General features: G+C 67.6%; 20 protein-coding genes and 2 riboswitches. Of the genes, 12 read left to right on the plus strand and 8 right to left on the minus strand.

Features of this window, described 5'->3' with window-relative positions; genetic code table 11:
• Nucleotides 1-2 precede the first annotated feature (2 nt).
• Nucleotides 3-200 carry a 50S ribosomal protein L32 gene (gene rpmF, locus GobsT_RS05275; RefSeq protein WP_029601116.1) on the minus strand — a complete coding sequence of 66 codons (198 nt, stop codon included), beginning with the start codon at nt 198-200 and terminating at the stop codon, nt 3-5.
• 178 nt (nt 201-378) lie between these two features.
• Between rpmF and GobsT_RS05280 the strand changes: the two genes are divergently transcribed.
• Nucleotides 379-882 carry an HIT family protein gene (locus GobsT_RS05280; RefSeq protein ID WP_010045158.1) on the plus strand — a complete coding sequence of 168 codons (504 nt, stop codon included), beginning with the start codon at nt 379-381 and terminating at the stop codon, nt 880-882.
• 19 nt (nt 883-901) lie between these two features.
• A complete protein-coding gene (locus tag GobsT_RS05285; protein ID WP_148087608.1) occupies nt 902-1,306 on the plus strand; it encodes a hypothetical protein in 405 nt (134 codons plus the stop codon).
• Nucleotides 1,307-1,422: 116 nt separating this feature from the next.
• Here GobsT_RS05285 and GobsT_RS05290 read toward each other — a convergent pair whose 3' ends face one another.
• Nucleotides 1,423-2,400, minus strand: coding sequence for a hypothetical protein (locus GobsT_RS05290; protein WP_010045152.1), 978 nt, complete (start codon nt 2,398-2,400; stop codon nt 1,423-1,425).
• 84 nt (nt 2,401-2,484) lie between these two features.
• On the opposite strand from GobsT_RS05290, the gene GobsT_RS37480 reads away from it, so the two are divergent.
• Nucleotides 2,485-2,940 carry a transthyretin-like family protein gene (locus GobsT_RS37480; RefSeq protein ID WP_010045150.1) on the plus strand — a complete coding sequence of 152 codons (456 nt, stop codon included), beginning with the start codon at nt 2,485-2,487 and terminating at the stop codon, nt 2,938-2,940.
• 31 nt (nt 2,941-2,971) lie between these two features.
• Complete coding sequence (locus GobsT_RS05295; protein WP_010045148.1) at nt 2,972-3,874, plus strand: DUF1559 domain-containing protein; 903 nt, start codon at nt 2,972-2,974, stop codon at nt 3,872-3,874.
• A gap of 56 nt (nt 3,875-3,930) precedes the next feature.
• On the opposite strand, the gene GobsT_RS05300 is transcribed toward GobsT_RS05295, so the two are convergent.
• The gene (locus tag GobsT_RS05300; protein WP_010045146.1) at nt 3,931-6,075 is read right to left on the minus strand and encodes a DUF1549 and DUF1553 domain-containing protein; all 2,145 of its coding nucleotides are present in this window, start codon (nt 6,073-6,075) and stop codon (nt 3,931-3,933) included.
• Between the two features lie 122 nt (nt 6,076-6,197).
• On the opposite strand from GobsT_RS05300, the gene GobsT_RS05305 reads away from it, so the two are divergent.
• From GobsT_RS05305 to GobsT_RS05330, 6 genes are all read left to right on the plus strand, one after another.
• Nucleotides 6,198-6,665, plus strand: a complete 468-nt coding sequence (locus GobsT_RS05305) for a RidA family protein (RefSeq protein WP_010045143.1) — start codon at nt 6,198-6,200, stop codon at nt 6,663-6,665.
• 66 nt (nt 6,666-6,731) lie between these two features.
• Nucleotides 6,732-6,936, plus strand: a riboswitch (cobalamin riboswitch).
• A gap of 132 nt (nt 6,937-7,068) precedes the next feature.
• Nucleotides 7,069-7,881 (plus strand): DUF1559 family PulG-like putative transporter, encoded by an 813-nt coding sequence (locus tag GobsT_RS05310; protein WP_010045141.1) that lies wholly within the window; start codon nt 7,069-7,071, stop codon nt 7,879-7,881.
• 360 nt (nt 7,882-8,241) lie between these two features.
• Nucleotides 8,242-8,445: riboswitch (cobalamin riboswitch) on the plus strand.
• 132 nt (nt 8,446-8,577) lie between these two features.
• On the plus strand, nt 8,578-9,459 hold the full coding sequence (locus GobsT_RS38620; protein ID WP_010045140.1) for a type II secretion system protein: 882 nt from the start codon (nt 8,578-8,580) through the stop codon (nt 9,457-9,459).
• Nucleotides 9,460-9,540: 81 nt separating this feature from the next.
• Nucleotides 9,541-10,170 (plus strand): SGNH/GDSL hydrolase family protein, encoded by a 630-nt coding sequence (locus GobsT_RS05320; RefSeq protein WP_010045137.1) that lies wholly within the window; start codon nt 9,541-9,543, stop codon nt 10,168-10,170.
• Nucleotides 10,171-10,357: 187 nt separating this feature from the next.
• Nucleotides 10,358-11,239, plus strand: a complete 882-nt coding sequence (locus GobsT_RS05325) for a DUF1559 domain-containing protein (RefSeq protein WP_010045134.1) — start codon at nt 10,358-10,360, stop codon at nt 11,237-11,239.
• A 95-nt stretch (nt 11,240-11,334) separates the two neighbouring features.
• Entirely contained in the window at nt 11,335-11,799 is a 465-nt protein-coding gene (locus tag GobsT_RS05330) for a hypothetical protein (RefSeq protein WP_010045131.1), read from the plus strand.
• 105 nt (nt 11,800-11,904) lie between these two features.
• On the opposite strand, the gene GobsT_RS05335 is transcribed toward GobsT_RS05330, so the two are convergent.
• The 5 genes from GobsT_RS05335 to GobsT_RS05355 all read right to left on the minus strand — a co-directional run bounded on the left by GobsT_RS05335 (nt 11,905) and on the right by GobsT_RS05355 (nt 20,240).
• Entirely contained in the window at nt 11,905-12,333 is a 429-nt protein-coding gene (locus GobsT_RS05335; RefSeq protein WP_010045129.1) for a nuclear transport factor 2 family protein, read from the minus strand.
• A gap of 461 nt (nt 12,334-12,794) precedes the next feature.
• Entirely contained in the window at nt 12,795-17,939 is a 5,145-nt protein-coding gene (locus GobsT_RS05340) for a PVC-type heme-binding CxxCH protein (RefSeq protein WP_010049969.1), read from the minus strand.
• Nucleotides 17,940-18,082: 143 nt separating this feature from the next.
• Nucleotides 18,083-18,616 carry a hypothetical protein gene (locus GobsT_RS05345; RefSeq protein WP_010049968.1) on the minus strand — a complete coding sequence of 178 codons (534 nt, stop codon included), beginning with the start codon at nt 18,614-18,616 and terminating at the stop codon, nt 18,083-18,085.
• Nucleotides 18,613-19,773 (minus strand): CobW family GTP-binding protein, encoded by a 1,161-nt coding sequence (locus GobsT_RS05350; RefSeq protein WP_109571261.1) that lies wholly within the window; start codon nt 19,771-19,773, stop codon nt 18,613-18,615. The genes GobsT_RS05345 and GobsT_RS05350 overlap by 4 nt, the downstream gene beginning before the upstream one ends.
• A 62-nt stretch (nt 19,774-19,835) precedes the next feature.
• A complete protein-coding gene (locus tag GobsT_RS05355) occupies nt 19,836-20,240 on the minus strand; it encodes a hypothetical protein (protein ID WP_010051613.1) in 405 nt (134 codons plus the stop codon).
• A gap of 84 nt (nt 20,241-20,324) precedes the next feature.
• On the opposite strand from GobsT_RS05355, the gene GobsT_RS05360 reads away from it, so the two are divergent.
• A complete protein-coding gene (locus GobsT_RS05360) occupies nt 20,325-20,693 on the plus strand; it encodes a hypothetical protein (protein ID WP_029601337.1) in 369 nt (122 codons plus the stop codon).
• A gap of 321 nt (nt 20,694-21,014) precedes the next feature.
• Nucleotides 21,015-21,929, plus strand: a complete 915-nt coding sequence (locus tag GobsT_RS05365) for an IS110 family RNA-guided transposase (RefSeq protein ID WP_157507107.1) — start codon at nt 21,015-21,017, stop codon at nt 21,927-21,929.
• The last annotated feature ends 797 nt before the right edge of the window (nt 21,930-22,726 follow it).

The raw sequence follows: 22,726 nt of genomic DNA on the forward strand, positions 1-22,726 counted from the left end.
GTTTACTTCCCTTGCTTGTCGTCTTCTTCCACGGGCAGGGCGTCGCGGCCCTGATAGAACCCGCAGTTCGAGCACACGCGGTGCGGCATCACCGGCTCGTTGCACCGGGCGCAGTATTGAATTTGGACGGGCACAACGGCGTGGTGACTGCGCCGCGTGCCTTTACGGGAGCGGGAGGTCCGCCTCTTGGGTACTGCCATGACGCTATCTCGCGGTCGTAGTCTGGTTCCTAATCAAGAACGGCTATGTTAGGACCGCGTACAACGACAGTCCAGCGTAACACGCAAGAAACGCACCGTCCGAACAGCTCCGTAGGATGAGGTTAGTGCCCCCGACTCACACGGGACAGGGGGCGCGCGGGTTCTCGCGGGGGAGCGCATGGATCACTTGTGGGCGCCGTGGCGGCTGTCGTACATCACCGGCCCCAAAGAGAAGCCCGACGGCGGCCCCGCGTGCTTCCTCTGCCGCGCCGCGGCCGGGACCGGTGCCGACGATCGGGCGAACCTGGTCGTTCACCGCACGGAACGGTCCGTCGTGGTGCTGAACCGGTTCCCGTACAACAACGGCCACCTCCTCGTCTGCCCGCTGGCGCACAAGGGCCGCTTCGACGAACTCACCCCCGAAGAGCTGCTCGACTTACAGCTTGTGATGCGCTGGTTCATGGGCGTCATCGAGAAGCGGATGAACGCCGACGGGTTTAACGTGGGGCTGAACCTGGGGCGCCCCGCCGGGGCGGGCGTGCCTGGACACCTGCACTGGCACGTCGTCCCGCGGTGGAACGGCGACCAGAACTTCATGGCCGTGACCGGCGACACGCACGTCATTTCGCAATCGCTGGACGCGCTGTACGATCTCCTCGCGGAAGAGCTGGCGAAGGTGTGAGTTGGGCCGGGGGGGGAGCATGGAAATCGTACCGCATGTCCGCATCGGAAGGGTGCGCCTCGGGATGTCGCAGGAGGAGGCCGAGTGGCTCCGTGAGCCGGGCATGCAAACCGATTGGCGGGGCGCGCCGCCGGTGGTGGCGTTCATCCAAGTGAGCAAGCGGGTGTGCGCAGCGTACCGCGGCGTCGACGTGTTCGAGGTCCCGGCAACGGAGGTGGTTGCCGAAATCGTGCGGCTCGAAGAGTTAAACCCGGACGATTACCCGCCGGGAAGGCACCAATACCTGTTCCCGGCGCTTAACTTCGCACTCTGGCGGGGCTACGTGAACGACGACAACCCGGATGACCACCAGGGCTACTACTTCCAGGCCGCAAGCATTCACGTTCCCGGGTACTACACGGGAAACAGCGCTCAATCCACGTAAACGAACTCGTTGACGTTCAGCAGTGCGTGACACAGGTCCGCGCGGGCTTCTTCGTCGCTCCCCTTGTGGCTGGCGAGGTAGGCGCGCCATCGCGGCGTGTTTGTTGTCCCGCTCCGTCACCGTCCCCAGCGGTGCCGCCGGGACAGGATAGGCGCAGTGCCGCAGGCGGACGCCGAAGTCGGTCGCGACACGCAGGTCGGTTGGGGCGGCCCCGCCCAAGCCACAACCGGAAGCGGGACAGGCGGGACGAACGGAGCGAGCGACGCGTTCGCCGGGTCACACAGCCCGGTTCCGTCATCGAACCAATCCCGCATCAGGGCTATCACCCCCGGCTTCCCCTCGCCGATGTAGTGCGCCCGCCGCTGGCGGTACACGGCCAGCACGCGCGCGGCCGCGTCCCGCACCGCGCGGTCCTCGTCCGTCTCACCGTGCCCCTTTGGAACGGCCCAGACGAAATGGCCCCGCTCGGCGGCGTGGGTCGGCAGGTTCACGAAGTCCCGCTTCACGAACACCCCCGTCTCCTTCTCCGATTTTGCGGCTGACACGTAGAAATCGACCGCGTGCCGGGGGTACCCGAACGCGTACCCGTAGCCGCGGAACCGGTCCGACGCCTCGGCCCGCTCGACCGCCGTCATCAGAGCCGCCGGGTGTGATGACGGGGTGAGCCCGAGTCGCAGCCAGAACGACTTGTCCTCTGCCACCTTCGCCCGCAGCGCCGCGGCGTTGGCCACGTACGCGTGGGCCGACTTGGTTTTGTCGAACGCGGCCTCGAAGACCTGCACATCGGCGTACAGCGCGTCGCCGCAGCGCAGCGCCTTCACCACCCGCCGGGCCTCGTCCAGCCGTTCCGCGGCGTCCTCGCCGATCTTCCATTTCAACGCAAGGAACCCCTCGCTGACCGGCTTCACCCCGCCGACCAGGGTGAACAGCGCTTCCCGGTCCAGGGCGTCGAGCAGCACTCGTTCGGCCCGCGACCGCAGGGGCGGGGGGAGTTCCTCGACCGGGAAGCACTGGGACCGTGGGACCCCACCGGCTTGTGATTGTGGCGCGACCAGGAGCACCACGAAACATGCGGCCGTGATTGACCACTTCATCAGGGGGAACCTTTTCCGGGTAGAAGCCGGTTCGTACAAAACCTAGTAGCAATACGTTTTACTAAGTTTGCTGGACTAGTCTCTATGCGTCTGATCCCGATTTTTGCGATTACGGTGCTGTTCGCCGGATGCGGTCCGTCCCCGCCCCAACTCGCTCCAGTCGAGGGGGCCGTGACCCTCGGCGGGCGCCCGCTCGCCAACATTGAGGTGGTGTTCGTCCCCGAGGCGGGGACGCACGGGCGTGACATCGCGGCTTACACGGACGCGGACGGCCGGTACCGCATCCCGCACGACCAGGCGGGCGGCGTCGGCGTGCCGGTCGGCGTTCACCGGGTTCTGCTCCGGGACGCCGACATGTACCTGGTTCCGCCCGGCGGCGTGGACGCGGAGTCGGGCGAACCGGTCCCGGGCGCGAAAAACGCGAAGCCGGCCCGAAAGACGTCGCGTGTGCCGCTCGCCTACGGGGACGCGGCCAAGACCCCGCTCCGCGACACGGAGGTGCCCGCGGGCGGGCGGACGTTCGACATCGAAGTCAAGTGACCTTCTCTCAACACCAACCGGAGCCACCGTCGTGCCCCGTCGTTCCGCTTTCACGCTCATCGAACTGCTGGTCGTGATTGCGATCATCGCGATCCTGATCGGCCTGCTGCTGCCCGCGGTTCAAAAGGTCCGCGAGGCCGCCGCACGCATGAAGTGCTCGAACAACCTCAAGCAACTCGCCCTGGCCGCTCACAACTACCACGCCACTTACGAGAAGCTGCCGCCGATTAACAACAGCGCGGTCGGGACGTGGCCGGTCCACCTGTTCCCGTACCTGGAGCAGGACCAGCTGTACCAGCGGTGGGTGGCGGCCGGGACGCTCCAGGCCCGCGGGGCCGGGGGCGCGAACTCGATCCTGGCCACGGTCGTGCCGGGCCTGCTGTGCCCGTCGGACCCGTTCCCGGCGCCGGTGTACAACCGCGGGGTGTTCGGGCTGTTCACGCCGGACGGGAAGTACGAGGGGCTGTGCAGCTACGGCGCGAACAACGGGGCGCAGCTCCCGGCCAATAACGCCAAGGACGGGGTGTTCTACAACGACTCGGCGGTCAAGCTGCTGGCCATCACCGACGGGACGAGCAACACGGTCATGTTCGGGGACGGGTATCACCGGGACCCGCGGTGGGGGCAGTTGATGGGAACGGGCAGTGACACGATGGAGGGGTACGCGGCGTGGAGCGGAGGGCCGTTCTTCATCCAGCGGTCGGCCCTGGTGGGGGTGAACTACCGCATCCCGCCGACGCTCGCCACCCCGCCGACCGGGGCGAGTAACCCGGAGTACTACAAGCGGGTGTTCGCGTTCGCCAGCGGGCACACGGGCGGGGCGAACGTGTCGATGTGCGACGGGTCGGTGCGGTTCTTCCGGGACAGCCTGCCGCTCATCACATTACAAGAGCTGTGCACCACCGCGAGCGGCAATGTCGCCAACCCGGACTGACAGTCGGGTCGAGAACCCGTTCCGTGGAGCACAGGCCGCGTTCGGCGCGGCCGGACTCAATCCACGTAAACGAACTCGTTCAGGTTCAGCAGCGCGTGGCACAGGTCCGCGCGGGCTTCTTCGTCGCTCCCCTTGTGGCGGGCGAGGTAGCCCGCCATCGCCGCTTGCTCTTCGCTCGTCGGGGGGCGGTTCACCGCGATCAGAAACGCCCGGCCCACGAACTTCTCGCGGTCCGCGCCCGCCTCTTTCGTCACGCGGGCGGCCAGTTGCTTCCCGAACCCGATCACCAGCGCGTCGTTCAGCATCGCCAGCGATTGCGGGGCGGTCGTCGTCACGAACCGGCGCGCACAGGTTTCGTTGCGGTCCGGCGCGTCGAACAGCGTGAACAGCGGGTAGCGCAGGTTCCGCTTCACGAAGACGTACACGCTCCGGCGGTTGCGCTCCGACACGTCTGCGGTCGGCGTCCACCGCCCGGCGGAGGACTTCTGCAACTCGGCGGGCAGTTCCGGGAACACCCCGGGGCCGCCGGCCTTCAGGTTCAACTGGCCCGACACCGCCAGCATCGCGTCCCGCAGCGCCTCCCCGTCGAGCCGGCGCCGCGGGTACTGCCACAGGAGCTTGTTGTCGGGGTCGGCCGTGGCGCCCGCTTCTTCTCCCCTGGCCCCCTGGCGGAACGCCGCCGACAGCACCATCAGTTTGTGAACGTGCTTCAGTGACCAGTTCTTCGCAACCAGCTCGTCCGCGAGCCAGTTCAGCAGCTCGGGGTGCGTCGGGCGGTCGCCGGTCACGCCGAAGTCGCTCGACGTGCGCACGATCCCGTACCCGAACCGCTGCTGCCACAGGCGGTTCACGATTACCCGCGCGGTGAGCGGGTTCTCGCGCGACGCGACCCAGCCGGCGAGCGCGGCCCGGCGCCCGACGGAGCCGTTCGTCGGCTGGGGGGCTGCGTCGCGGTCGTCGATGGTGGCGATGAACCCCGGGTCCAGTTTCGCGCCGGGCTTTTGCCAGTTCCCGCGCTTGTAGAGGTTCGTGGGGGGCGGCGTCGGGAGGTCCGTCATCGCCATAGCCCGCGGCGGTTCCGGGGGCTTCTCGTTCGCCCACTGTGAGAGCTGCGCTTTCAGCGCGGCCACCCGCTCTTTCTCCGCGGGCTTGAGGCTCTTGGATACGTCCCCGCGGACGTTGACCTGCTTGTCGATCAGTTGCCCGAGCTGCTTCTGAATGGGGGTGCGGCTCTCGAACGGGATGTCGAGCAGGCTCGCGTACTCGTCGGGGAACCGGGTCCGCTGCTTCGCGCTCGCCTTCTGGTGGTACGGCCCCTCGATCGCCTCGATCGCGGCCCGGATCTCGGCCGTTTTCGCCTCCCACGCGGCGAGCTTCTTCTGGTACTCGGCCCGCGCGCCGGGTGTCAGCAGGACCGCCTCGGTCGGCCACATGCCGGCGAAGAACGCCTGGAGCCGGAAGTAGTCCTTCTGCGTGATGGGGTCGTACTTGTGGTCGTGGCAGCGGGCGCACCCGGACGTGAGCGCGAGGAACGTGCCCGAGGTCGTGTCGGTGATGTCGGTCAGCACCTCGTAGCGGCGCTGCTCCAGGTTGACCGCGTTGTACTCATCCGGGTAGTGCCGCAGGAACCCCGTGGCGACGAGGGCGTCCGGGTCGTCGGGGTACAGCTCGTCCCCGGCGAGTTGCTCCTTCACGAAGCGGTCGAAGGGCTTGTCGGCGTTGAAGCTCTTGATGACGTAGTCGCGGTACCGCCACGCGTTCGGGCGCGGCGCGTCGGCGTTGAACCCGTCGGTCTCCGCGAACCGGACCACGTCGAGCCAGAACAGCGCCTGGCGCTCGCCGTACTGCGGCGATGCCATCAGCCGGTCGACCAACTTTTCGTAAGCGCCGGGAGAGTTGTCGCGCGCGAACGCTTCGACCTCCTCCGGGGCCGGCGGCAGGCCGATGAGGTCGAAGTACGCGCGGCGGATCAGCACGCGGCGGTCCGCTTCTGGCGCGAACGTCAGCTTGTGTTCGGCAAGTTTCGCGAGCAGGAACCGATCGATGTCGTTCCGTGCCGCCGTCTTCTGTGCGGGGACGTCCGGCACCGCGGGCCGCTTGAACGGCTTGTACGCCCACTCCGCGCCGGGTTCGGCGGCGGGGGCGGACGCGGCGACGATCAGCAGAAGAGCCGCGGCGGAAAAACGGGGCAGCGACCGCATTTCCGATCCCTCGGGGGGCACGAGTACCTGCCACGATCTTACTTCAGTGCCGCGCGAGAAGAAATCGGAAACTGGCGACGTACAACAGCCCGGCACGATCACACCCGATCCTGAGGTCCCTCATGGGCGAACGCGAACAGAAGCTCGAAGCCGCCGGTTTCCCACTCGACCGCGGTCCGAAGGAGGGACCCGTCATCGACCTGCTCTCGGTCCTCGGCGACACGGTCTACGCGTCGGGCCAGGTGCCCTACGACGCCGGCGTGTTGACCAGCAAGGGCAAGGTGCCGTCGCAGGTGTCGGTGGAGGAGGCGACCCGCGCCGCGGCGCTGTGCGCGGCCAACATCCTCCGCGCCGTCGTGCTCAAGCTCGGCTCGCTGGACCGCATCGAGCGGGTGGTGCGCGTGACTGGGTACGTGAACACCGACCCCGACTTCACCGACTGCCACCTGGTCATCAACGGGGCCACCGACCTGCTGAAAGCCGTGTTCGGGCCGGACGCCGGGCGCCACGCCCGTACCGCCCTGGGGATGGGCCAGTTGCCGCTCGGCACGAGCGTCGAAGTGGAGGCGATTTTTCAACTCCGGAAGTGACCCCACGGCCGCCGGGCGCCGGGCGCATTCGGCCCCGCGCGTTGACGGTGGAACGGGGGGCGATATCTTGGAGAACGCTGGACGGGTTCCGTGCCGCCCCCATCGGGCGGCGCGGACGAAGAGGGAAGCCGGTGCGATTCCGGCGCAGGGCCGCTGCTGTGTTCGGCCAGAGCTTCGCGCAACTTGAGCCACTGCGGGCGACCGCGGGAAGGCCGCGCGAGGCTCGCTAAGAGCCGTTAGCCAGAAGACCTGCCCGTCAGCGATTCCACTGTTCGAGGCCCCGGACCGGGCCGGCGGACGGGCGACTGCTTCTTCGTGCTGCGCGCGCAGCCGGCTGGCCCGTTTTTGCGCTCCCGGTCCGCCCGAACCGCTCTCGCCCGACCCGGCGAGAAGGAGCCGACCCGTGCGCCGTTCGCGTCCGCAGTCCTTTTCACAATTCGCCTCACGCCTTCAGACGCGCCGCCGCGCGTTCACGCTGATCGAGCTGCTGGTCGTGATCGCGATCATCGCCATTCTCATCGGGTTACTGCTGCCCGCCGTCCAGAAGGTCCGCGCGGCGGCAGCGCGGATCAAGTGCGCCAACAGCCTGAAACAAATCGGACTTGCGCTGCACAACCACGCCGACACCAACGGCGGCCGGTTCACCGTTTCGTCGATGAAGTCGTCTCCGAACGTCACGTTCACCGATTGGTACTGGTTCGGGTTGATCACCAACAACACCTCCACCCCGCGGGTGATGGACCCGAGTAAGGGCATTTTGTCCCCCTACCTCGAAGGGAACCGGGCGATCGTGCAGTGCCCGAATTTCTCTCCTGAACGATTCGCACTCCGATTCGACGTTCCGGTCGCCAGTTACGCGTACAACGACAACTTCAGCAGTTGGGACGTGGCGGGCGAGACGATCGTGTCGGTGAGCAACCGGCGTGGCACGTCCGCAACGATCGCGTTCGCGGACTCGGCCAACGCACCCAGCAACACCCCGTTCGACAAGCTGACCGAGAACTGGTACCTGTCGTCCCCGTCGCAAAAGTACCCCAACGTACACTTCCGGCACGACGGGATTGCGAACGTGTGTTTCGCCGACGGGCACGTCGAGACCCGCACCCCGACGATTAACGGGGCACCGTCCTGGGAGAACCCGGCCGCGACGGTCCTGCGCAATAAGGAGGTCGTCTGGGACATCGGAGCCAGCGACATCGAGTTCGGTAAAGAGTGAAGCTAGCCCAGACCATTCACAGTAGTGCTCACGTGTCCATAATTCTCAAGGTGCGTAATCCCTGGGGGGATTGAGAATTTCTGATTGAGTGTCAAGTCAAATATTGCGCGAGCGATCACTGATATTAAACTATCAATATCTTCGCAAGCAACTACCTCGCAACCGTTTGTGCCGATATCGTGAATGGTCTGGTGAAGCTAGCCGTGAACCCTTCTGTGTCTGGCATCGTCCATCCCGGCTCCGACGGACGAGCAGCCGCGGGACACCGGGTTCCGCCCCTGCCGGATCGGGTGCGTGGCGCCGTGCCGGACACCGGGGCATTAGCCCCCGGCGCGTTGACGGTGGAGCGGGGTGCGATATCTTGGAGAACGCTGGACGGGTTCCGTGCCGCCCCATCGGGCGGCGCGGACGAAGAGGGAAGCCGGTGCGATTCCGGCGCAGGGCCGCTGCTGTGTTCGGCCAGAGCTTCGCGCAACTTGAGCCACTGCGGGCGACCGCGGGAAGGCCGCGTGAGGCTCGCTAAGAGCCGTTAGCCAGAAGACCTGCCCGTCAGCGATTCCACTGTTCGAGGCCCCGGACCGGGCCGGCGGACGGGCGACTGCTTCTTCGTGCTGCGCGCGCAGCCGGCTGGCCCGTTTTTGCGCTCCCGGTCCGCCCGAACCGCTCTCGCCCGACCCGGCGAGAAGGAGCCGACCCGTGCGCCGTTCGCTTCCGCAGTCCTTTTCACAATTCACCTCACGCCTTCAGACGCGCCGCCGCGCGTTCACGCTGATCGAGTTGCTGGTGGTGATCGCGATCATCGCCATTCTCATTGGGTTACTGCTACCGGCCGTCCAGAAGGTCCGCGAAGCGGCGGCGCGAACCAAGGGCCAGAACAACATGCGGCAGCTCACCCTCGCCGCGATGAACTTCGAGTCCGCTCACGGCACCCTCCCCCACGCCTACGAGCTTCAGACCGCCGACTACCTTCAGGCCAAGTACCTGTTCGGGTACGCGACCTCGGCCCCGCCCAGTTACGCGGTCGTCTCGGTGGACCCGACCCAGGGGATTCTCAGCCCGTACTACGAGGGCAACAACACCATCAACGTGTCCCCGAAGTTCGACGCGCTGCGGTCGAGCATCGCCCCCGTGTTCCTCGGCTCAACGGGGGGGTACGCCTACAACCGGAACCTGATCTCGAACCCGGCCAGCCCGCAGTCGTACACCGTCAAAGTGCCGGTGAAGGGGCGGACCATTTCCACCATCCCCGCCACCTCGCAGACGTACATGTTCGCGGAGGTGCTGCTGCTCAACTCGAGCGGGAGCCTGACGGAACAGGGGTCGTGTATGTTCGGCTCGCCGCTCATCACGAACCAGGCGACGAGCAGCTACGGCGCGGCGTTCTCGCCGTTCTGGTGGAACGGCCAGTCGATGGTGTCGTTCGTGGACGGGCACGTGGAGCTGCGCGGCCCGATGACGCCGGAGCCGTCGGTAGCGCCGTTCTCCCAAACCACCTGGGACACGGCGAAGACCACCTACAAGTCCATTCAGCTCGGCTTCCTGCCGCACGCGGCGGACGGGCGCTACACCACGGACTGAACCCGCGGGCCGGCCCCCCTGTCGTTGCAAGGAGCTGCGCCGCGTGCGCGGCTCCTCTTATTCCCAATTGGGCTGCCGCTGATGAGCCACGTCGTTCTGCTGGGCGATTCGATCTTCGACAACGCTCTCTACGTTCCGGACCGGCCGCCGGTGATCGAGCAGGTGCGCCGCGGGTTGCCCGCAGGTTGGAAGGGCACGCTGGTCGCCGTGGACGGGGCTACCGTTGAGGGCATCGCGTTGCAACTGCCGCGCGTGCCCGCCGACGCCAGCCACCTCGTGCTGAGCATCGGCGGGAACGACGCGCTCCTGGCCGCGGGGCTCTTGCGCGAGCCGGCCGTGACCGTGGGCGACGCGCTCGCCACCCTCGCGGAGGCGCTGGCCGAGTTCCGCACCGCATATCAGCGGATGTTGCAGAGCGTCCTCGCGCTCAAGAAGCCGACCGCCGTTTGCACCATTTACGACGCGATCCCCGTGATCGGTGCCGCGGAGCGGGCCGCGCTGGCGGGGTTCAACGACACCATCGCGCGGGCCGCCGTCGGGTCTGGGCTGCCGCTCGTCGATTTGCGGGTGGTCTGCGACCACGCCGACGACTACGCGCCGGTGTCGCCCATCGAGCCGTCGGTGGTGGGCGGGGCGAAGATTGCGGACGCCATTTGTCGAATGATTGCGGGCCACGACTTCGGCGTGGCGCGAACGGTGGTGTGGGTGTGACCGACCGGAGCAGGCGTTGCGTTCTGCGCGGTTTTGCACGGGCACGAATCGCGCCGAGCACACGGGCGGGCCTGTCTCGGAAAAGCCATTCTTTCGGTTTATTGTTCTAGATTCGATCTGGTGTGCTTCACACCAAACAGCCGGACCACCCGGCACACACTACCACGTCTTGTTTTGAAGGTCTCGTATGTGCTCTCCCGTTTCGCGCTCGCGGCGTGGGTTCACGCTAATCGAGCTGCTGGTCGTCATCGCCATCATCGCCATCCTGATCGGGCTGCTGTTACCGGCCGTGCAGAAGGTGCGCGAGGCCGCGTCCCGCATGAAGTGCCAGAACAACCTCAAACAAATGGGGCTGGCGTTCCACAACTACAACGACACGGCCAACAAGCTGCCCACCGGGTGGGTCACGACCGCCGCCACCAAGCCCAACCCGGGTTGGGCCTGGGGCGTGCTGATCCTGCCGATGCTCGAGCAGGACAACATGTACAAGTCGCTGGCCCCGGACCTGGTCACCCCTGGCACGGCGCCGGTCAACTCGCTCACCCAGAGCAAGCTGGCGGTCTTCCGCTGCTCCTCCGATCCGGCCAGTGACGACACCCACCCGGGGTACCAGTCCTACGCCCGTTCTAACTACGTGGTGAACCGCGAGGTGACCGGGCCGGACGCCAACAACAACCCCACCAACCTGACGATCCAGACCATCAGCGACGGGTCCAGCAACACCATCCTGGTGGGCGAGCGGGACTCGGTCATCACCAGCGGGGCGGTCTGGCCCGCCCGGTCCAGCGTGTCGTCGGCGAGCTTCGAGGGGCGCCCGGGGCGCGGGCTGAACGTCAAGCACTCGAACGTGACCAGCCCCGGCTCCGACTGCGCCCGGCTCGGGTTCACCAGCCAGCACTCCGGCGGGGTCAACTTCCTGCTGGGCGACGGGTCCGTGCGGTTCATCCGCCAGAGCATCGACGCGGACCAGTCGGCGGACCAGTGCGCGTACCCGGCCGCCACCGGCAACTACACGTTCCAGAACCTGATCCACCCGTCCGACGGGTACCCGATCAGCGGCAACTTCTGACGCCCCTGCGGGCACGCACTCGGAGCCGCGGGGGGCCGCGGCCCTCTCCCATCATCCCCGGCGCCCGGCGCGGCGCCGGCACACCGAGGACGACCATGCGCAAATTCGGGTACACGATCCGGGCCGCCGGTTTATTCCTGTTCCTCGCCGCGCTCGCTGGGTGCGGCGGCGGCGGTGCGTCCGTCGAGGGGACAGTGACGTTCAACGGCGAACCGGTCGATGAGGGCGGCATCAACTTCGTGCCGGTCGACGGAAAGGGCACCAAGATGGGTGCCGAGATCAAGAACGGGAAGTACGCCGTACCGTCCGACCGCGGCGCGCAACCGGGCAACTACAAGGTCGAGGTCTACTGGAACAAGAAGACCGGTCGGACGTTGACGGACACCGCCGACACCGGCGCCAAGACGAGTGAAACGAAGCAGGTGATCCCGGAGCAGTTCAACACCAAGACGACCCTGACCGCCGACCTCAAGGGCGGGAGCAACGCCGCAGTCAACTTCGACCTGAAAGGGACCGCAGCGGGCGGCAAGGGTAAAGGCCCCAAGGCGGTCGGGGACTGATGTCAGGTTCGTTTGATTCGTTGCCGGGGTAACCGGCGCGGGTGCCGGATCGGGCGCTTCGCCGCACGCGGCGCACGTGTTTCCGGCCCGGGTTGCGTGTCGCCATCACGCCGGATCGGGCGTTGCGGCGGCGAACGCCTTCGCGGTGTCGTACAGCTCGAAGTAATCGACCGCGAGGCCGTCGCGGAACCGCCACCGGTTCGCGACGTGCGTTTCCGCGGTTTTGCCCGTCTTGAGGTTGCGGAACGCACACACCCCGAACACCGCCACCCGGTCCCCGAAGGCGATGATGTCGTGTACGGTGTAGTGGACCATCTCCCATTCCGCGCTGAGGGCGGAGAAGTACCCGCGGGCCGCGTCCTTCCCGGCCCGCGCGGCCGAGAACTTCATGCCCGGGGCGCCGTCCGCCACGGAGCGCATCTGGATGTCGTCGGCCAGGAGCGCGACCCACGTTTCGACACTGCGGCCGCGCGAGTCGTGCCACTGCTGGTATGCGTTCCGCAACTTCGCGACGACCTCATCACTCGCGCTCACGGTACGTCTCCTGGTTGCCTGTAGGCGAATACCCGTTGTTGGGGGCCGACCGATTACGCAGCCGCAGTTGCACCGCACTGCGCTGATGCGCCCGAAGCGTGAGTGACGGCAACCGTTGTCCCGTGCGTGTGCTTCGAGTTTATCCCGGTACCGAACCGCGGCCACGTGTTCGGTCGGCGGTCGGTGCGGGAAGTCGTACCGAAGCGTGTGGGCGAGATCCCAGCAGGCGAACGTGTTCGCGCTGCACTTTCTGACGAGCCACGACCGCAAGGGAGCGGGGAACGTATTGCGCTCCCTTGCGGTCGCGGCTCGTTCCCAAACGTTACCAACACCCCAGCCGTGCAATTAGACTTATGCCCGCAGCTTATACCGTGCGTTTATGAGGTACAAGCGAAAACGCGGACGGCCGCTCGTCGAGTCACTCGACGAGCGGCCGTCCGCGGAAACCGGCGTGGGTGCGACTAGTGGTCGTGCCCGGCGCCGAAGAACTTGCTCTTCGGGTCACCGCGGCTCCACACATACGCGACCAGGTCCAGCACCTCGTCGCGCGACAGCTTGTCCAGCAGCCCCTTCGACATCATCGACGTCGGGGCCTTCTTCTGCTCGGCGATGTCGGCACGCTTGATCTCCCGCGGCTTGGCGCTCGCCAGCGGGTTCTCGATGACCTTCACCACGCCGTCCTTCTCCTCGACGATCATCCCCACGAGGGCCTTCTCGTCGTTCAGGACGAACCGGTGCGCGGCGTACTTGTCGTCGATCCGCTTGGACGGCTCCAGGATGTGGTCGAGCACGTCCGCCGCGGTCTTGAACACCTTGGGGTCGAGCTTGGCCAGGTCCGGGCCGAACTCGTTCCCCTGGCCGCCGAACTTGTGGCACGCCACGCATGTCGCCACGGTGAACATCTGCCGCCCGTTGGCGAAGTTGCGGCCGCCCTTCATCTCCATCTCCTGCACCGCGTCGGCCAGCTCTTCGAGCTTCCACTCGGTGCGCGGGCGGTTGAACTTCAGCAGGTCGTCCTTCACGGGCAGCGGGTTCTTCGCGAGGTACGCCTCCGGGTTCTCCTGGTACGCCTCCAGGTCCGCGACCACGTAGAGCGCGCCGTGCATCCGCCGCCAGTGGCCCGGGTACGTGCAAACGTATGGGTAGATGCCCGGCTCCTTCGGCGCGGCGAACTTCAGTTGCTCGCTCTGCCGGGTCTGGAGCAGCTTGCTCTTCAGCAGCACCACCCCGCTCGGCATGTCGGGCACGTACTGCTTCGCCGCGGCGGCCGGCGTGGTCGCGAACGCCTCGGCCGCCGCGCCCACCTTTTCGAGATTGCCGGGCGCCACGATCACGAAGTTGTGCGGCATGATGTCCGTGTTCTCGAACACGAACTCCACCGGCTTGCCGGCCGCCACCACGAACCGCTCCTTGTCGTAGCTCATCTGGTCGAACAGCGTGCCCACGCGGATCACGCGGACCCCGATGTCGGCCAACTCCTTGCGCGCCGCCTTGGCCGCGGCGGGGTCGAGCAGTGCCGCGAGGCTCTCGCCGAGCTGCATGAAGTCGAGGGCGGTGGGCGCGGTGCGCTCCGCCACCGGCAGCGAGCGGATGTACTTCAGCACCACGTCGAGCGTGGCCTGCGCCTCGTCCTTCGGCCAGTCGCGCGACTGGATGCGCAACAGCGCCTGCACCGCCGCGGCGCGGTCGCCCTCGTCGCCGAGGAACTTCGCGATCGCCTTGAACGCGTCCGCTTCTTGGCCGCGGACGGTCGCCAGCGCGAACATCGCGGCCCGGCGGATGACCCGGTCCGGCGAGCCGCTGCCCACCTTGAACTCGGCCTTATCCTTCGGGGCCGGGTTCTTGACCGCCTGGAACACGGTCCGCTTGTCGGCGTCGAGCACCCGCACCACGAAGTTGTTCAGCCGGCTCCCGAGGTTGCCGTCGGTGCGGTTCCACACCACGACCGTCTCCACCGGCACCTCGCGCCCGAGGTCCACCTCCCACCACGGGTCGTCGGTGCCCTCCTGGGTGTGGGTCGAGGTGCCGTCGTTGTACGCCCCGCTCGTCTTACCATCGATCGCCCGGCCCGCGGCCCCGCCGGCCCCGGTGCTGCTCTGGGTCGCCTTGCCCTTGAGGGCGGCATTCGCGCCTTCGGAGAACACCTGCACCTCGGCCAGCGTGAGCGTGCGCTGCTTGCCGGGCAGCTCGATGCGCACGTACCGGCCGCTCACGCTCTTGCCGGCCGCGACCGTCTTCGCGAGTTCCGGCGGCAGCGCGGTGAGCAGTTCCTTGACCTTCGGGTACAGGGCGGCCCGCGCGCCGGGGTCGCGCACCATCGGGGCAGCGTTGATGAAGTCCGTCAGCGCGCCCACCGACTTGGTCGCCGCGGCCCACGCCTGCTCGACGGCGCCGTCGGCGGCGATGAGCGCCACGTGCCCCATCTGCCGGGTGGTCGCGGTGCGGCCCTTCTGGGCGAGGCCGGCCAGTTCGGCGCGGGCCGCGGCCAGTTCAGCCTGGGGCCGCGAGGTCAACAGCCGGGCCAGATCGAACGCCACGCTCTCCTCCGTGGCGGCGGACTCGTCGTGCTGGGTGATGACGTTGACGAGCACCGCCAGTTCCGGCTTCTGGTCCTGCTTCGCCAGGGCCGCCAGCGCCTCGCGGCGGAACTCGTCGCGCACGCCCGGGCGGAACAGCAGTTCCAGGTACACGGCCGGGGTGCGGTCCATCTTGAGCAGGTCGTCGGTCGCCACGGACTTCAGGAAGTACCGGGCGCCGGCGGGAGTGGTGAACTTGATCGGCCGCTTATCGGCGATCGCCTTCTTCACGATCGGGTCGAGCGCCCGCATCGTCTCCTTCGCGACGTGCTCGACGAACTGGTCCGCCGGCCGGTCCTGCGCGACGAAGACCACCTCGGCGGCCTCCGGCACCGTGTAGAAGCTCGCCGCCCGGACCGCTTCCAGGCGCACGCGCGGGTGCGCGTCCCCTGCGAGCTTCTTGAGCAGTTCGAGCGAGTCCGGCACGCGGTCGCGCCAGTAGCACAGCACCCGCACCGCCGCGGCGCGGGCGCGGAAGTCCTTCGACTGGAGCACCTGCTTCAGCAGGGCGGTGTCGACGACGTTGTGGTACTGGTGCAGCCACAGCACTTCGAGCTGGAAGTGCTCGTCGGCTTCGGCGTTGCGATTAAAATTCGTCGCCCCTTGCCTCATCATCAGATCGAGCATGGCGAGTTGGAGAACCTCTTTCGAGTCCCGCGCGCCGAGTTCGATCTTGGCGCGGGCGCGGACGCGGTCCTCCGGGTGCGCCAGGAGCTTCACGAGTTCTTCGGTCTTCTCGCCGCTGATCTTCGGCGCCTGCGAGGGCTGGCGGCCGTCGTAGGTGACCTTGTAGATGCGGCCCTTGGTGCGGTCGCGGCTGGGGTCCCGCAGGTTGTGCTGCATGTGCCCGATGATCGGGTTCTGCCAGTCGATGAAGTACAGCGCGCCGTCCGGCCCGGTCTTCGCGTCCACCGGGCGGAAGTTCGGGTCGCTGCTGCTGAGGATCGGCTCCTGCTCCTGGCCCGTGATGCTCCCGCCCAGGTCCGAGAGGCGGTACCGCAGGATGCCCTGGAACCCGATGCAGTTGGTGACGATCAGGTTCCCCTCCCAGTCCGCCGGGAAGTGCTGGCTGGAGAGGATCTCGATGCCGCCGCACGGCCGGGTGCGCTGCTGGTACACCTGCGGGGTGCGGCCGTGCTTCTGCGGGTACGGCAGGTGGCCGCTGAACAGCGCGGCGTGGTACGGGTTCGCGCCGGTGCCGTCCACGACGATGTCCTGGCCCCACTTGTCGAACACGTGCCCGTGCGGGTTGGCGAACCCGTAGGTCACGTACACGTCGAACTTCTGGGTGCGCGGCTCGTACCGGAACACGGCCCCGTTGGCGACCCGCTTCACCGGCCCGTAGGGGTCTTCGACCTGCGAGTGGTGGAACGTCCCTTCCTGGAAGTAGACCGCGCCGCCCGGGTCGAGGGCGAAGCTGTTGGAGGTGTGGTGCGTGTCCGCGGTGTCGAGGCCGTGGAGGACGCGCTCGCGCACGTCGGCCTTGTCGTCACCGTTGGTGTCCTTGAGGAACACCAGCTCCGGCGCCTGGGCGACGAGCACCCCGCCGTTGTAGAACTCGAACCCGGTCGGGTTCTGGAGCCCGCCGGCGAACTCGGTCATCTTGTCGGCCTTGCCGTCGCCGTCGGTGTCCTCGAAAATCAGGAGCTTGTCGTTGTACGGCTCGCCCGGCTTCCAGTGCGGGTAGCTGGGCCACACCGCCACCCACAGCCGGCCCTTCGCGTCCCACGCCATCTGCACCGGCTTCGCCAGCTCCGGCCACTTCTCCTCGCTGGCGAACAGTTGGACCTTCAGCCCCTTGCCGATCGTCATCTTCTGAATGGCCTCTTCACCCGAGAGGAAGAGGTGCGTGCCGTTCGGGCCGGCGCCGGGCTTGTTGGTCGTGACCGGCACCTCTTTGGGCAGGTTGCTGTCGTCGGGCTTCGCCTCCTGCCCCTTCGCCGCGGCCCAGATCACCTTGTCGCGGTTGGCGGTCATCACGTCGAGCCGTTCCAGCTCCTTCTGCACCACCTCGTAGTTGCTCTGCCCGCCGACGAACTTGAGCCACGCCCGGCCGCCGTAAGTGGAGTAGCCGTCGGTGACGCGGTACCGCTGGTACCAGTGGAACGCCTTGTCCTGTACCGCCGGGCGGAGCTTCTCAAACAGCTTCTCGTCCAGCTTCCCTGCACCCGGGAAGAGGCCCCCATCGATCACTTTGGCGAGAAGCTGGTGCCCGCTTTCGGCCAGGTGAATGCCGTTGATGGTGAACCGGGGGGTGTGCCAAGCTGGCGCCGCAACGGTGCCCTCGTACAGCGCTTTCATTGGCGCGAACAGATCGACGAAATGAACTCCGTTCGCTTTCGCCACTTCGGAAATGGCGCCGGTGTACAGCTCCAGGTTCTTGTTGATCGCGACGACCGCTTCGCCTGTCGGCAGGTTCGGCGACTTGTGGTCCTCGAACGCGATCGGCGAGAACAGCACCAGCCGCGGGGCCGACTTGCCGTTGTATTTCTGGGCCAGCGTGTGCTTGACGAACGCTTCGAGGTCGCTCTTGAACTTCGGCAGGCCGGCCTCGCCGGCCCACGACTCGTTGTAGCCGAAGAAGGCGAAGATCACGTCGGCGTTGGTGCCGGCCTTCTCGAACCGGTTCGGGTTCACGACGCTCTTGTCCGCGACCAGGTTCGGCTTCGGCACCGGGGCCTTGGCGGCGAGCCACTGGTCCGGGGTGCCGAAGTCCTCGCTCCGCAGCCGCAGCCCCGGCTCGTCGCCGGAGTAGCCCAGGTTGCGGACCGTGAGGTCGAGGTCCGGGTTGCGGGCGTACAGGAACGTCTCGACCCAGCCGTCGTGCTGCATCCGGTCGGCGAGGGTGTTGCCGATGATGCAAACGTGGTCGCCCTTTTCGAGCTTGAACGGCCCGGGGGCCGCGGCGGTCGTGGTGGTCGCGCCGGCCGCCGCGGGCGCGGGCGTGCCGGCCGGGCGTTTGAGCGCGAGCAGCACCGCCGCCGACCCCAGCACGAGGCCGACGGCGAGGAGAGTGCGGCCGACAGGCATAGAGCGTCTCCGAAAAGCGGCGTTGAGGAGCGATTTCGGGTAGGAGAGGTTTGTTGTACCAGACGCGACGGGCGGGGGAAACGGGAACTGACGCGCGGCCGTCTTCACGGCCGCGCGCACCGGGTCCTCAGAAACGAGGGGCGTTAGCGGAAGCTGTCGGGGTTCAACGCGGCCCGGCGGCGCTGGTACGCGGCGTAAGCCCGACCAAACGCCTGAGCCTTAACGATTTCTCGGACGCTCTTTTTGATGCCGTAAGCGGCAACCCCGATCCCGATCAGCGGGAAGAGCACCTTGGCCAGAACGAACGGTCCGTTGGACGGAAATTGGCTCGTAATTCCAAACGCCATTGCGGTCCAGAACCCGCCGAACACGCCGACGGCGATCGCGGCACTGAACCCCTCACCTGTGGTTGGGGCGTACTGCCGCCCGTCCTTCGCGGTCACCAAGTGCCGCTCCCGCTCCTGCTCCCACTCTCGGTCGATGCGCTCGATCGCGTCCCGGTAGCGAGTCGCCGCGCGGTGCCGCGCCTGGGCCTCGGCCACCGGATCGGGCCGCGGTTCCGGCGCGGGTCCCAGTTGTGCCAGGATTGCGGCCTTTGCGTGCGCGAACTCCGTGTCCGTCAGGGTGCCGTTCCAGCGCAGCCCTTCGAGCTTTTTCAACTCGTCCGCGATGCTCACGTCGATCCCCCTTCACCTGGAATGAGGAGGCAAGCCAGCAGTTCGCGCTCGAACACGGCCCAGTCCAGCCCGGTGGCGAACACCTCGACCCGACTGTCGCGCCGGTACGCCGTGGGATTCACGCTGAGCGCGCTCCCCGCCCGGTTCACGGCCGCCCACTCGTCCGGCAGGTGAAACACGCCCTTCAGGCGCGTGACCTCACGGGTATTCGCCAGAAGGGCGAGCAGCTTGGCCTCGTCGAACACGATTTGCGGGTCGAACACCCACCCGCACGCCGGCCCGCCGGCCGAAAGGTAACGTTTGACGCCGGAATGTTTCTCCTCGTTCCCTTCGGGGGGAGAGAAAGGCAACCTGCCCCCCGGCCCCCTCCCTGAAGGGAGGGGGAGAGAAGCCGCTTCTCCAGTGGCTTGCGAGTCTGGTGCGCTCAGCGGACCAGACGAACTCCCCCTCCCTTCAGGGAGGGGGCCGGGGGGTAGGTTGCCTTTCTCTCCCCCTCCTTTCCCAGGGGCGGGGGCCGGGAAGCGAGGTTGCGGGAACAGCGGCAGCCGTTCGTCGTTCGCGCTGAGGTCGAGCCACGCCGGATCGAGGCGCCCCTGCGTCGTGCCCGCGATGAGGAGCTTGGGCGGGAACAGCCCGTTCGCCCAGCTCTGGAAGTCCGAGACGAGTTCGGGCGCGGCGGCGTCGAGCTTGTTCATCACCAGCACGTCCGCCATCTGGATCTGGTCCACGAAGACCGGGTTGTCGCGCATCTCCGGCTTCGCGAAGTCGTGCGGATCGACGATGCCGATCGTGGCCCGCACGTCGAGCCGCCCGTGGTAGCTCATGCGGAGCGAGTCGAGGAGGCGGGCCGGGTGCCCGAGCCCCGTGGTCTCGATGATGAGCCGTTCGGGCCGGGCCTCGAGCAGCAGGAAGTGGATCGCCACCGGCAGGAACGGCGCGCTGGCACAGCACACGCACCCGCCGCCCACCTCGCGCACCGTGACGCCCTCGGGGGCGCTGCCCTCGATCAGGGCGTCGTCGATGGAGACGGCGCCGTACTCGTTCACCAGCACGGCCCACCGCGAGCCCTTCTCCTTGCGCTGAAGGAGGTCGATCACGGCGGTGGTCTTCCCGACCCCGAGGAAGCCGGTAATCAGGTTGGTCGGGACGGCGTGCATCGGCTCTTTCGTGCGGTGAAGCGGCGCGGCTGGCACCGTTACTATACCGCGCGCGGTCGAGTTCAATCGCGGCGCTGCCCCGCCTTCTCCACGGGCTTCGTGGGGGCGGCAAAGTACCTCTTCGCCTCCGCCAACGTCTTGAACTCGGTCATCTGCACCACGTCGGACACCGGCGTCCAGACGCGCTTGCCGGCCGCCGCCTTCGCGGCCTCGTCGTCGCCGTAGTCGGGTACGGTGCCGACGATGAACGCGCGGCCCCCGAGGTGGGCGATCGTCGGCTTCTCGTACAGCGCGTACCCCGAATCGCTTTTCGAGTCCTTCGGTTTTGTGACGATGTAGAGGACAATGTCGCCGAAGGAGTGCTCGATCTCCGTGCCCCTGACGGGCGGTTCCCCGCCGGCCCGGCCGAAAAGAAGAACGACGCACGTGGCGGCGACCGCGAGCAGGCACATCGAACCGTATCGCATCCGTAATCTCCGCGTCGAAGGTGCCCGAACCGTGTTGCGCGACGACATGGGCGCAGGAGTGCTGCCGGGTCGTCCGGGATAGTGATGCTATTCAGTCACTGCAACGGGTGCAAGAACGAACACGCGCGGTGCGTGTGCAATGTCAACGACGGGCCACGGACGCGAGCGTCGCGCCGTCGCGGGGACGGCAAGACGCCGGAAGTTGGACCGCCCGGACCGGCAGCGGGGCGGGGGCGGGGGGATCACTTCGACCGGCCCACCGCGGACCAACCGCCGCTGACGATCATCCGGCCGCGCCAGCACCCGACCATCAAGATACTCGGGTTACGGCTCGGGGTGCCCGACTCGACCGTCAGTCGGGTCCGGAACCGGTGCGTGCCGCCGGCCGTCGCACCGAACCGGTCCGTCGTGTCGATTCGGGGCCGGACGTTTCAGGGTGCGTCCGCGGTTTGATCCGTGCGACTTTCGAGTTCCCAGGCTCCGTTTGTCTGCGGGCTATCGGCCCTCCGTGCGAACGGGAGTTACCGGACGGCCCCTTCGAGCGTGAACGAAACGGTGTTTGGAGACGGTGCCCCCCGGCCGGGGGTGAAGTGCTTGGTGACTGGTAACGCCCCAACTCTTGAGCCGCGACGGTCGGCACAATTCTAATTCAATCGCACAAATACACGAAGTCGCACAAGGTCCAGATCGAAAGCGACAGGACTCGGTTCCACCTACTCAAACGAAAGGATTTCCCCTCGATTCGGCGTAACGGCTCCCCAAAAGACGCTGTTCTTGATTTCTTGCCGCACGGAGCCCACACCTCCTTGCGCACCAGCGCCGGGGTCTTGCACCGCAGCACGTCCATCCCCAACATCACCGTGGAAGTTCACCCGGCTGAAGCGCAAGACGGACCACGACGCCGCCCAGCGGCTGGCCGAGCTCGAGGCCATCGGCCAGTTGCCCACGGTCACCATGCCCGACCCGCGCACCCGCCAGCGGCGGCTGCTGATCGCGTTCCGACAGGAGTTGGTCGGGCAGCGGGTGGCCTGTCAGAACCGGATCCGCGCGCTGTTCGCGGCCCACGCGGTGGCCATGCCCGCCGGTGCCAAGGCGTGGACCGCGGACGGGCTGGACGTACTCGACGCCGAGGCCCGGGAGCTGAGCGACTGTGGCCCGGACGAGTTGTGGCGCGGGATGCTCGGGATCGCGGTGGCCCAGTACCGGGACCTGGAGCACCGGATCGCCGAGACCGAGCGGGCCCTGGACCAGCTGAGCGCGGCCGACCCGGGCACCCAACTGTTGCTGTCGATCCCGGGCGTGGGTCCACGCACCGCCGAGGCGGTGGCCGCGCACCTGGGGGATGCCAACCGGTTCGCGTCGGGCAAGCAGGTGGGCGCGTACGCGGGCCTGGTGCCGACCCAGTACCAGAGCGGTGTGACGGACCGCAAGGGGCGCATCACGCGGCGCGGCCCGGCGGTGCTGCGGAAGCTGCTGGTCGAGTGCTCGTGGTGCATGTTGCGGTACAACCCGTGGGCCCAGGCCCAGTACAAGCGGCTCACCGGTGGCGGGACCGCGCGCAAGAAGCCGGCCATCGTGGCGGTGGCGCGGAAGCTGTTGGTGCGGTGCTGGGCCATGCTCCGCACCAACCAGCGGTGGCGCGACGACACACCCCGACCCGAAGCCACGACCGCACCCGCGACCGGATGACCGCGCCGGGGCGGCAACAATCGCCGGATTAATTGCAGTCGCGATGAGACAGTCGATCGAACACACGTGGGCCTGTCCGCGTTAGCTCGGAGTTTGTTGCGGGGTGGGTCACCAACCTCGGCCGAACGAATGGGCGGCGCGGCGGATCGGATGGGTGGGGCCGGGCGAAGGTCCGTGACCCCGGATAGTCGAGTGCGGTTCACGCGTGGGTGTGATCGGCGGTGACGTGGGACCCGGTGCCGGACCGGGCCGTGGGTGTTGTCGTGCCCGCACGCGGCCCAGCGAGGGCGGGGGCCGGTGCGGGCACGACAACACCACAGAAAACGAGCGGGAAAACAATCGCTCGTACATTTGACCGGTACGCGGCTTCATAGTCATACACAGTTCACCTGCACCGCCATGATACAGTGAGCGACACAACTATGGCCGATGGCGGTGTCAGGTGCAGCGCCGGGTTCGGCTCGCTCACCTCCGCGGTTCCGGGCGATACGCTTCGCACCGCGCATCCGCGGAGCCCGGGCCACCGGTGCGGCTCTGCGGAGCACCACCGACCCCACGCGCCGTGTCCCGGCACATCGGAGACCACCCACCACCGACACCCGCGGCGGCGAGCCGCGCCGACCACCGACGGGCGCCACGCGGAGCACCACCGACCCGCAATCACCGTGTCCCCGCCCGCAACCGGCCACGCCCAACCGCCACTCGCGGCGACGAGCCGCGCGGGCCATCGGCGGGGACCACACGACCGTCTGACCCGACGCGGACCACACCGTCAGCGCCGCACGCGCCCTCATGCG

The sequence above is a fragment of the Gemmata obscuriglobus genome (assembly GCF_008065095.1).
Lineage (GTDB): Bacteria > Planctomycetota > Planctomycetia > Gemmatales > Gemmataceae > Gemmata > Gemmata obscuriglobus.